This is a genomic window from Archangium violaceum Cb vi76, assembly GCF_000733295.1.
GTDB classification, from domain to species: Bacteria; Myxococcota; Myxococcia; order Myxococcales; family Myxococcaceae; genus Archangium; species Archangium violaceum.
The window spans coordinates 67,450-78,352 of the sequence record NZ_JPMI01000154.1; the positions used below are offsets into that span (position 1 = coordinate 67,450).

General features: G+C 67.8%; 8 protein-coding genes. 3 read left to right on the plus strand and 5 right to left on the minus strand.

Annotated features, from left to right (window positions below; genetic code table 11):
• Positions 1-74: 74 nt before the first annotated feature.
• Positions 75-680, minus strand: a complete 606-nt coding sequence (locus tag Q664_RS22735) for an HD domain-containing protein (protein ID WP_043399288.1) — start codon at positions 678-680, stop codon at positions 75-77.
• A 55-nt stretch (positions 681-735) separates the two neighbouring features.
• Here Q664_RS22735 and Q664_RS22740 point away from each other — a divergent pair, with 55 nt between their 5' ends.
• Together Q664_RS22740 and Q664_RS22745 are read left to right on the plus strand one after the other, a co-directional pair.
• Entirely contained in the window at positions 736-1,587 is an 852-nt protein-coding gene (locus Q664_RS22740) for an RnfABCDGE type electron transport complex subunit D (RefSeq protein ID WP_052518520.1), read from the plus strand.
• Positions 1,557-2,903, plus strand: coding sequence for a DUF2330 domain-containing protein (locus Q664_RS22745; RefSeq protein ID WP_043399291.1), 1,347 nt, complete (start codon positions 1,557-1,559; stop codon positions 2,901-2,903). The genes Q664_RS22740 and Q664_RS22745 overlap by 31 nt, the downstream gene beginning before the upstream one ends.
• A gap of 640 nt (positions 2,904-3,543) precedes the next feature.
• On the opposite strand, the gene Q664_RS22750 is transcribed toward Q664_RS22745, so the two are convergent.
• From Q664_RS22750 to Q664_RS22765, 4 genes are all read right to left on the minus strand, one after another.
• Positions 3,544-4,272, minus strand: a complete 729-nt coding sequence (locus Q664_RS22750) for a hypothetical protein (protein ID WP_043399295.1) — start codon at positions 4,270-4,272, stop codon at positions 3,544-3,546.
• Positions 4,273-4,433: 161 nt separating this feature from the next.
• On the minus strand, positions 4,434-4,877 hold the full coding sequence (locus Q664_RS22755; RefSeq protein ID WP_043399298.1) for a hypothetical protein: 444 nt from the start codon (positions 4,875-4,877) through the stop codon (positions 4,434-4,436).
• A 78-nt stretch (positions 4,878-4,955) separates the two neighbouring features.
• Entirely contained in the window at positions 4,956-7,349 is a 2,394-nt protein-coding gene (locus Q664_RS22760) for a glutamine--tRNA ligase/YqeY domain fusion protein (RefSeq protein ID WP_043399302.1), read from the minus strand.
• A gap of 177 nt (positions 7,350-7,526) precedes the next feature.
• Positions 7,527-9,275: a c-type cytochrome gene (locus Q664_RS22765; RefSeq protein WP_052518521.1), complete on the minus strand. Its 1,749-nt coding sequence runs from the start codon at positions 9,273-9,275 to the stop codon at positions 7,527-7,529.
• 152 nt (positions 9,276-9,427) lie between these two features.
• Between Q664_RS22765 and Q664_RS22770 the strand changes: the two genes are divergently transcribed.
• Positions 9,428-10,903: hypothetical protein (locus Q664_RS22770; RefSeq protein ID WP_063934736.1), on the plus strand; the 1,476-nt coding region annotated here is incomplete at its 3' end.

Here is a 10,903-nt window from a genome sequence, read left to right on the forward strand (position 1 = left end):
ATAGCGCCCGGCTCGGGCGTCCTGAAATCCACTCCGCCAGGTTCCTGGAGGCCAGGCGGGCGGGCGTCGCGGTCTCAGTGGCCCTGGACTCCGGGCCGCAGCTTCTCCAACTCGGCGAGCACGGCCTTCAGCTCGGGGGTCTCCAGCGCCTTGTGCACCGAGGCGAAGAATTGCGACAGGTCCCCCGCGCCCTGGTGCTCGTAGATGGTGGCCTGCAAGCCCATCTCCAGCCGATCCACCTGGCGCACCAGCCGGGCCTCGAAGGAGGTGCCGTGCTCGTACTCCCGCCACAGCGCGAGGTACTCGGCGCCGCGCGGCAGCTTGGCGAGGATCCGCTCCACGGCCTGTTGCTCACGCTGGAGCTTCTCCTCGCGGCTCACGGAGTCATGGGGCGTGATGTCTCCCACATAGGCCTCGCCCAGGTCATGCAGGAGCGCGATGCGCACCACCTTCGAGACGTCCGCCTCGGGGAAGTAGCTGTCGGCGAGGAAGAGGCCCAGCAGCGCCACGCCAAATGAATGCTCGGCGACACTCTCGCAGCGCTCCCGGGCGAGGCCCACGCGCAACCACCCCTGCCGGTAGAGCTGCTTGAGGTGGTTGAGCTCGAAGTACGCCTCGATGAGGGCGAGGGTGCTCCGTCCCTGGAGGAACGAGATGGGGGGCGCGGCCTTGGTCTGCATGGGCCGGCATGGTAGCGCGTAGACCTTTTCCGGCGGGTCGGACGTTGATGGGCGCATGACGCTCGCCGCCGCGCTCCCCCGCGACCCGCGCTACCTCCAGATCGCCTTCCTCTCCTCCTTCCTGGTGGCGGGCGTGGGGTGGCTGGGCTTCGACGTTCCCGTCTGGCAGCCTCCCCTCATCATCCTCACCGCGTGCGTGACGCAGTGGGCCATGACGCGCTTGTTCCGGGCGCCGCCGGTGGGGTACCTCTCGCCGCTCATCACCTCGCTGGGGCTGTCGCTGCTGCTGCGCACCGATGCCTTCTGGGTGGGGCCCTTCGCCGCGGCGGTGGCCATCTCCAGCAAGTTCGTCCTGCGTGTGCGCGGCAAGCACCTCTTCAACCCCACCAACCTGGGCCTGGTGGTGGCCATGCTGCTCACCGCGCACGCGTGGTGCTCGCCCAGCCAGTGGGGCCACGGTGGCGCGCTGTTGGGGTGGTTCGCGGCGTTCGGCCTGGCGGTGGCGCACCGCTCGTTCCGCTCGGACGTGAGCCTGGCCTTCCTGGGCGCGTGGGTGCTGCTCAAGGCGGCCCGCATCTTCTACCTGGGCGCGCCCTGGGCCAGCCTCCAGCATCAGCTGTCCGCCGGCGGGCTCATCCTCTTCACCTTCTTCATGATCTCCGACCCGAAGACGACGCCGGACCACCGCGTGGGGCGCGTCCTCTACGCCGTCTCCGTGGCCGGGCTGGCCTTCTTCATGCTGCACGGCCTGTGGTGGCAGAACGCGCTCCTCTGGGCGCTCTGCCTGGTGTCTCCCCTCACTCCTCTCATCGACCGTGTCCTGCCCTCTGGCCGCTTCCAGTGGCCGGGAGGCGGGGCTCCGGAAAGGAACGACGCATGCGTTTCCGTGTCCTCGCAGCCGGCCTGACGGCTGGATTCCTGACGCTCGCCGCGCCCGCCGCCGAGGCCTTCTGTGGCTTCTACGTGGGCAAGGCCGACACGAGCCTCTTCAACGAGGCCTCGCAGGTGGTGCTGGTGCGCGATGGCGAGCGCACGGTGATCACCATGTCCAACGACTACAAGGGCGAGCTCACCGACTTCGCGCTGGTGGTGCCCGTGCCGGTGGTGCTCCAGCGCGAGCAGATCCACGTGGGGGAGCGCAAGTACGTGGAGCGGCTGGATGCGTACTCCGCGCCGCGGCTGGTGGAGTACTTCGACGAGGATCCCTGCGCCCCGCCGGTGGCGAGATTGGAGGGGGCGATGCCAATGGCCAGCGCGCCCGCGGGAGCTCCGAGGGACGCGGTCCGGCGCAAGAGCCTGGGCGTGACGGTGGAGGCCGAGTACACCATTGGCGAGTACGACATCGTCCTGCTGTCGGCGAAGGAGTCGTCGGGGCTGGAGACGTGGCTGCGAGAGAGTGGCTACAAGATTCCGCCGCGGGCCGCGAAGGCGCTGGAGCCGTACATCAAGCAGGACATGAAGTTCTTCGTGGCCAAGGTGAACCTGAAGGAGCACGAGAGCCAGGGCTTCAACTACCTGCGGCCGTTGCAGATGGCCTACGAGTCGAAGAAGTTCATGCTGCCCATCCGCCTGGGCATGGCGAACGCGAAGGGGCCGCAGGACCTGGTCATCTACGCGATGACGCGGCAGGGGCGGGTGGAGTCCTCCAACTACCGCACGGTGAAGATTCCCAGCGACATGGACATCCCCGTGTTCGTGAAGAATGAGTTCAAACAGTTCTACCCGGCGCTCTTCGAGAAGGCCCACGTGCGGGAGGAGAAGCGCGCCCTCTTCACCGAGTACGTCTGGGACATGGGGTGGTGCGACCCGTGCGCGGCGGACCCGCTGAGCCCGCAGGAACTGAGGGCGCTCGGGGTGTTCTGGCTGGACGAGGGTAACCCCACGATGGGAGGCGGTTCCCAGGTGGTGCTCACGCGGCTGCACGCGCGCTACGACGGAGAGCACTTCCCCGAGGACCTGGTGTTCCAGGTGACGAGCGACCGGCGGAACTTCCAGGCGCGCTACGTGCTGCGGCACGCCTTCAAGGGGGAGCTGTCGTGCGAGGCGGGCAAGCAGTACCTGAAGGCGCTGGACAAGCGCCACCAGCAGGAGGCGGAGACGCTGGAGAAGCTCACGGGCTGGGAGCTGGGCACCATCACGAAGAAGATGGGGGACGACGCGCCCGGGAAGAAGGCCGCGGGCGGAAAGTCACCGGAGCCCTGGTACCGGCGGCTCTGGCGGTAGGTGCGTTCAGGCACCACCATCCGTGGCCGGTGGGGGCGCGGGGGGGGAGTGGGGGGCTCGAGGGCCCGGTGCTCCCATCTCGTGACGAGTTCCAGAGGGCGTCGAATTCAGAGGAGACGCCAGGCTCGGCGCTGAGCCCGTTGCCACCATCGGGCGTCTCCCGCTCCACCGGGTGGTCGGGTTGAGCTCCAATGAGCCGGCGGAGAATGCGGCCATCCTGTCCGATGGCGTACTTTCCGCCGGAATGCCGCACCGGATAGGGGCGGCCACAATAGGCATGGTTCTCGTAGATGTAGACGAAGATGATGCCTCCCTGACGGATGACCCGGTAGAACTGCGCTTCTCTTCTGCTGGGGCAAGGCAGGTTGCTGGCATCCGGTGGAATGTAATCGTTGGACGCAATCACAAGGGCCCGGAGCATCTCGCCATCCATCTCGTACGGTTCACTCCTGGCACCGACCTGGACAGGCCGCTGGTCGAAGAAGCGCGGGAAGACGATGGACCTGTCTTCCTCTACGGGCACTGGATGAGGAAACAGGCCGCGCAGATACCCGCATCCCAGCAGCGAAACGGCGAGCGCGAGAGAAACCCGGTGCATCTTCATGGCACATCCTCGAGAGGTTTGCGGCTGGAGGGCATGTCATTCCCTCATGATGATGAATCGGGTGGGACTGATCCATTTGACCTCACCCAGCTTCTCCTTCCGCCAGGTGTTCTCCGTGTTGTGCCACTTCAGCAGCTCGCTGGTCGCCGGAATGTATTGGTAGAAGCCATCACACGTGGCGTGCTGTGCGTCTCTCGAACTCGAGAAGAACGCAACCACCGCCAGGGGAACCTTCCTGTTTCCTGCTTGCGCAACCAGTCCATGGGCATTGGCCATGGCCGTGGCGAGATGGATGTCCCGCTCGGATGGCTCCATGGCAAAGGGATGGTTGTGGAGAAGGAAGATGTACTGGATGCTGGTTGGGGTGTAGCGGGGGTCGTCCACGTTCGGTGGCAGCAGGCAGCTTGCCGCTCCGTGTAAGGCATCCCCTGGCTCCTCCTGATCCGTCAGCATGCTCAGTTCGTACTTGTGCTCTGGCGTGTAGTAGAGCCAGGCGCAGTACTCGGTGGAGACCCGCAGGGCCAACTCGGGGTTCTGCTCCAGGAGATGGCCCACGCTGGCATTTGGCTTCGAGAGGATCAGCGGGCAGGCCGCTTTCAGCGCGTCCGAGAAGGAGTCGAACGAGCCGAAGTTCTTCAGAGGGCCGGGGATGCTCTCCGCTGCCTGCCCGGGCGTGGCCCTCCAGACGTGTGGATCGACGACCCGGGTTGACGTGCACGCAAGGTTGGCCAGCAGCGCAACCAGGAGCGCAAGAGGGTGCTTCATCGGAGTCATCCCTTCCAGATTACATGTGTGCACGAGGCGGCTGGAAGCTGTCCTTCACGAGCGACGAAGAAGGCCCGGCCCGCGCCCCAATCGGGCTGGCTGCATTTCAATGGCGCTCTTCGTAGCGAGTCGCCTCCCATGACGCCTCCGAAATAGCCAGCTCAGAGCCCGAAGTGGGCCTTGATGCGCTCGGTGGGAGGCTGGCTGCCGGTCTCCTCGAGCAGGTGGAGGCACCAGCGTGCCGCGTCGTCCAGGCGGGGCGTGACGACATAGGGGGCATTGCGCGGCCTGAACTTGAGGAAGGTGGATATCATCAACCGCAGGAGCGGTGAGGTGATGACCAGGGCGTAGCCCAGCATCTGGGTGTCGAGCAGGAACGCGTGCTGCTTCAGCCACTCGCCCTGGAGCTGACGGAGCTCGGAGGAGAGCATGGGCGCCTGCCGCATGTCGAAGAGGGTGACGTGCTTCTCCGGGCGCTGCAGGTAGGTGAGCCGTTGCGCGAGGTATTCCTCGAAGCGCGCGAGCGGGACCGTTCCTCGTATCTGGACGATGAGCAGGGGCCAGAGGGAGTCATCGACGATGAGGGGGGCGGAGTCGTTCTCCATGGGCGTCACCGCGGGTAAGTGGCTCGGCTGCTGGCGGGGCGCCGAGCGGAAGCGCCCCACCAGGCGTCGCCTGCCCGGCTAACCGAGCATCTCGCTCAGGAGTCGCGCGACGGCCTTCGGGTCCGCCTGTCCGTTGGTGGCGCGCATGACCTGGCCGGTGAAGAAGCCGGTGAGGCCCTTCTTTCCGCCCCGGTACTCGGCGACCTTCGCGGGGTTGGCGTCCAGGACTCCCTGGATGGCGGTGCGCAGCTGACCCTCGTCGCTGACGACGCGCAGGCCCTTGCGCTCCACGATGCTCGCGGGCGCCTCGCCCGAGGACTGCGCCTCCGCGAGCACGTCCTTGGCGATGCGGGCGCTGATACTGCCCTCGGCCACCAGCGTCACCAGCGCCGCGAGCGCGTCCACGCCCACGCGGTTGGTGCCCTCGCGGATGGGCGTGGCCAAGTCATTCACCACCCAGGGCGCGAGCTCCGCCAGCCGTTTGCCACCCGCTCCCTCCAGGTACGCGGCGAGCTGCGGCTCGCGGGCGAGCATGGACGCGTCGTTCTCGGAGACACCCTGCTGGCGCAGGCGCGCGGCCGTGGCCTCCTGCTCACTGGAGAGCGCCGGACGCACGGGCGCCTCCGCGGGAGCCTTCTCCGGCTTCTTCTCCGTCCGGGCCGCCTTCGCCGGCTCCGTGGTCTCCGCCTTCTTCCCCCAGGTGTCCTTCAGCGTGATGATGCGGTTGAACACGAGCGCGGTGTCGCGGCTGTCCACCGGGTCGCGCCAGAAGTACCCGGTGCGCTCGAACTGGTAGCGGGCGTCGGCGGGGTCCTTCGCCACGCTCGGCTCCACCCGCCCGCGCGTCACCACCAGGCTGCTCGGGTTCACGAAGCGCATGAAGTCCGTGTTCACCGGCTGCGTGTCGTCCTCGTGGCCGGGCTGCTCGGGGTCGAACTGCTGCGCCTCGCTGTCGGGCTCCGGCACCGTGAAGAGCCGGTCGACCAGGCGGAACTCGGCGCTCACGCCACGCGTGGCGCTCACCCAGTGGATGACGCCGCCGGCCTTGGCATCCTCGCCGAGCAGCGTGACGCGCAGCTCCGTGGGCTCACCGTTGGCGCCCGTGATGACCTCGTCGCAGCGGATGATGCCCGCGCCGCGCAGGCGCACCGTTCCGCCCGGCGTGAGCCGCTTGAAGCCCTTGGGCGGATTCGCGCTGAAGTCGTCGTGCTCGATGACGAGCTCGCGCGTGAGCGGCACCTCGCGCACCGCCTTCTCGGACGGCACGCGCTCCCCGGTGGGCAGCGGTACCTTCCCATCGGCGCTGAGCTCTTCCTGCTGCGGCCAGTACGGCAGGCTCAGCGTGCGCTCCGCCTCCAGGTTCTGGATGACGACCTTCAGCGGGCGCGTCACCGCCATCACGCGGGGCGCGCGGAGGTTCAAATCCTCGCGCACGGCGTTCTCGAAGAGCGCCAGGTCCACGGTGCGGTTGGTGCGGCTCACGCCAATCTGCGAGGCGAAGGCCCGGACGGACTCGGGCGTCACGCCGCGCCGGCGCATGGCGCTGATGGTGGGCATGCGCGGGTCATCCCAGCCCTTCACCACGCCCTCGCGCACGAGCCGGCGCAGCTTGCGCTTGCTGACGACGGTGTACTCCATGCTGCGCCGGCCGAACTCGTGCTGGCGCGGCGCCGTCCTGCCCGTCTCCTTGTCGGAGAAGAGGTTGTCCATCAGCCAGTCGTAGATGGCCCGGTTGTCGATGAACTCCAGGCTGCACATGCTGTGCGTGATGCCCTCGAGCGCGTCGCTGATGGGATGCGCGAAGTCATACATCGGGTAGATGCACCACGTGTCCCCGGTCCGGTAGTGGGACGCGTGGAGGATGCGGTACAGCACCGGGTCGCGCAGCTTGAAGTTCGGGTGGGCCAGGTCGATCTTCGCGCGCAGCGCGTGCTCGCCGTTCTTGAACTCGCCAGCGCGCATGCGGCGGAAGAGTTCCAGGTTCTCCTCGACGCTGCGGTTGCGGTACGGGCTGGGCGTCCCCGGCTGCTCCACCGTGCCGCGCAGGCGCGCCATCTCCTCGCCGCTGACGCTCTCCACGTACGCCAGGCCCTTGCGGATGAGCTGCACGGCGAAGTCGTGGAGCTGCTCGTAGTAGTCCGAGGCGTAGAAGAGGCGCGAGGTGTCCCAGCCCAGCCACTGCATGTCGCGGATGATGCTGTCCGCGTACTCCTGCGTCTCCCCCTCGGGGTTGGTGTCATCCATGCGCAGGTGGCAGACGCCGCCGTAGTCCTGCGCCGTCATGAAGTCCAGGTAGCTGGCGAACGCGTGCCCCAGGTGCGCGTAGCCGTTCGGCTCCGGCGGGAAGCGCGTGACGACCCGCGTGTGCCGCCCGGACTCGAGGTCCCCGTCGATGATCTCCGTGATGAAGTTCGGAGACACGCGGCGCGTCTCGGGCGCGGGAATCAGGTCAGCTGGCTGCTTGCTCGTCATGAACTCCTTACTATCGCCGTTCCGGTCTCCAGGGCGAGAGAGAAGCAGGCCGGGCCGGGGCCGGGGCGGTTCCTCGGGCTGAACCTGCCCTGGCCGCTCTCCCGGCAGGCGGCCTGCCCCACCAGGAGGAGGGCATCGTTGGAGCCCCAGGTGCCGTCAGCCGGCCGTGACGGGGAGTCAGAGGGTCTTGAGGTATTCCACGAGCGCCCAGCGGTCCGCGTCGGGGAGCGTCACGCCGTACTCGTGGCCCCGGTTGGAGTTGCCGGTCACGCGGGTGTCGAACACGAAGGGGGCCGAGCCGTCGCTGACGTAGCCCACCTGCTTGGGGTCGTACTCCCAGCGGCCCACGGAGAAGGTCTGGGGCCGCTCGGAGGGCGGCAGGAGCAGCGCGTAGAGGGTGGGGACCGAGCCATTGTGGAGGTAGGGGGAGGAAGCCCAGGTCCCATTGAGGGGGCGAGCCTTGTAGACCAGGAGGTCGGCGGCCGGGTTCGCGTCACTGTTCCGGGTGTGGTTGCCTTGTTTGGCGGTCTTCTCCTGCCGGTGGAGTCTGGCATTGGCGAGCGACTCGAGCGCCGCACCGGGGTTGGCCGAGACGGTGCGGGTGGCCAGGTCCGCCACCAGGGAGAGCGCGCTCATCTGGGCGCCATACTTCGAGCCCTGGGGCGAGAGGGCTCCCTCGAGCACTCCCGAGGGCACGCGTGCCCCGGCGATGTTCCGGGCGGTGGTGTCGTCGGTCCCCACGACGTCGATGCCCGTGAGCATGGCGGTGACGCTCCGCCTGGGGTCGTCGCGGTCGATGAGCGCGTGGCACGACACGCAGTGCGCCTGGTACAGGGTCTCGCCACGGGCCGCCAGCGTGCGATCGATGGGCGGGAGGACATGCTCCGGCCACCGGGGTGACTTCAGCCCTCGCAAGGACTCCTCCATCGCGACCAGCTCGTTCGCCTCGACCGTGGAGGGATAGCCCTTCTTCGCCTCCTGCTCCGTCTCGTAGTGCTTCACCTCGATACGACCGAACACACCCACCACCTCGCCGGTATTGCGGCCCAGGGAGCCCGCCCCCGCGTTCGGCGAGAAGCCCGTCCATTGCACGTAGTCGTGGCGCGGTGCGTCCCACAGGAGGGGGTAGCTCGTGGGCGCATTGGGCTCGAGGCTGTTCTTGGGGTCACTGCTGAAGCGGATCGCCTGGTTGATGATCCGTCCGACGGCGTCGAGCCGGCCGAAGCCTTCCACGGTGGAGGAGTGGTTGGCGGTGTTGTAGTTCTCGAACCAGCGCAGCGTCTGGGTGAGGCTCTTGCGTGCCGCCTCGCGGCTGGCCTCGTCACGGCCACCTCCCGGCACCGCGGCGGCGAAGCGCGCGAGCCTGGCGTCATCGGCCAGTGTGGCCGTCAGCGCCGTTTGCACCTCCCGCAGGAAGCCGGCGACATCCGCGAGCGCGGGAGCGCCGTCGATTCGAATCGCCGTGCCCCGGTAGTTGAGCTGCGAGGTGTGGCAGGCCGCGCACGTCAGGCCCACCTGGTCCTCGTGGCGTGCGAAGCCCACGGGGAGCGCGTCGGGGTTGTTCGGGGTCCTGTGCTGATTGAGGAACCGGAACCGCGTCATGTGCTCGGGGTGGATGAAGGGCTGGTCATTCCCGGCCTGCTCCAGGTGGACGAGCGTGTCGTAGGGCATGAGCACCGAGCCCTGATCGGCATGGTAGAACCAGAGGGTCTCGGGCGGACCCCAGCCCTGGTCCAGGTAGACGAGCTTCGTCGCGCCGTCCCCGTAGGCATCCTTCTCGAGCACGAGCCCCGCGCGCTCGCGGAAGCCCTTCAGCAACTCGCGGGGGCCATCGAGGGGGGGCGGCTTGTTCGAGGCGTGCTCTCCCGTGCTCGCACAGGCCGTCAGCAGGAGCAGGGGAACGATGGGGAAATGGTGCCGGCGCATGCGGCTCTCCTTCGTTGAAAGGCATGATTTGGGTAACACGCCCTCCCCGAGCGAAAAAATGACCATGATCGGTGCACCGGGTGCCCAGAATCTGGCCAGGGCGCGGCGTCGGCCCGGGATTTGCGAAGGAGCCTCCGCTGACGGAGGGATGGATGGGCATTCGCGCAGGGGCGTTGGGGGCGGGACTCGTGGTGGTTTCATTGCTCTCGGTGGGTTGCGCTGACCGGACCCGGACAGTCGACCCGAGGGAGACGCAGGAGCCCGGTTCGCCGGATGGAAGCGAAGTTCCCTCGAACGTCCCTCCCGTTCCCTCCGAGGATGCCGGTACGCCCCAGGAGCCCACGCCCGGGGAGGATGGGGGAACGCCCGATGCCGGCGAGCCGGAGCCGGAGCAGCCAGAGCCACCGGATGCGGGTCCGTGGCCGGTGGACGCGGTGCGCGACTACACGCAGTCGTTTGGCGTTGGGAAACCCCAGAGTGTTGCGCTCGATGAAGGGCTGAACCTCTGGCTCCTCGATGGCTACCGCATCGGCGTGTTGCGTCCGGGAGACACGGCACCGACGTGGACCACGGGCGTGGGTCAGGCGCGCCAGCCGTTCGGTTCGGATTCGCTGGCGGTTGGCTCGACGGTCATCTGCGGCGGTGAGGCCGGGCGCGCGTACGTGGGGTATCGCGCGCGGGAGATGCAGCGGGCGGAGGGCATCTCACAACGCACGTACATCCCCGGACCGGGCGAGCCGAACTACACGCCCGAGCGCTACGCCGAGTACCAGAAGGGAGACCTCGACGCGGTCCGCCTCCAGCAGGATGGGACCGTCGTGCTCGAGGAGCACATCTGGCGCACCACGGGCTCGTCGAACAAGGGCAAGCAGATTGGCATCCACAACACGAACGACTTCCACTACGAGGAGGATCGCAGCGTCCTGAACTGCGCCCGGGTGACGCGGGGCCCGTATCGTGGCGACCTCTACATCACGACCAACCACGGTGTGACCCGCATCCAGGGGCTCACGTACAACAGCCACCGTCATCCAGGCTGGTACCTCGTCACCACGAATCCGGACGGCTCGAAGGACGAGTCGCTCCAGTGCCCGCCGATGTATGGACTGGGAATCGCGCCGAACGGTGACGTCCTCGTGGCCAACGAGCAGATGCTCGGCGTGCTCATCCCGAGCGGCAAGCTGGAGGAGTGGGACCGCGAGTACACGTGGGAGGGTCCCACGCCCTGGCGGTTCAAGGGCTTCAATGAAGCGCTCAACGGGCAGGCCTCCGATGATTTCTGGCGTGCCTTCGAGCAGACCACCTCGGGCCGCTACTACCTGGGGAGCGCGGAGTACGGTGTCTGGGCGATGACGCCGAAGTCCCGCTCGGCGGGGAACTGGACGCGGGTCAGCGGACTTCCGACAAGCCGGATCCTCTCGCTCAAGGCGACGGATGATGGGGCGCTCTACATCGGCACGGATGGCGGGGGGCTGTGGCGGCTGGAGGCGGACGGCACGATGCTGACTCAGGTGACGCAGGTGTCCGGCCGGCGCGTCCTGCAACTCGTCTACGAGCCCACGGTGACGCCGAGCATGCTGCTCGTCCTCACGGAGCAGGGACTGACCGTGCTCCGGGGGCCTAGCGCG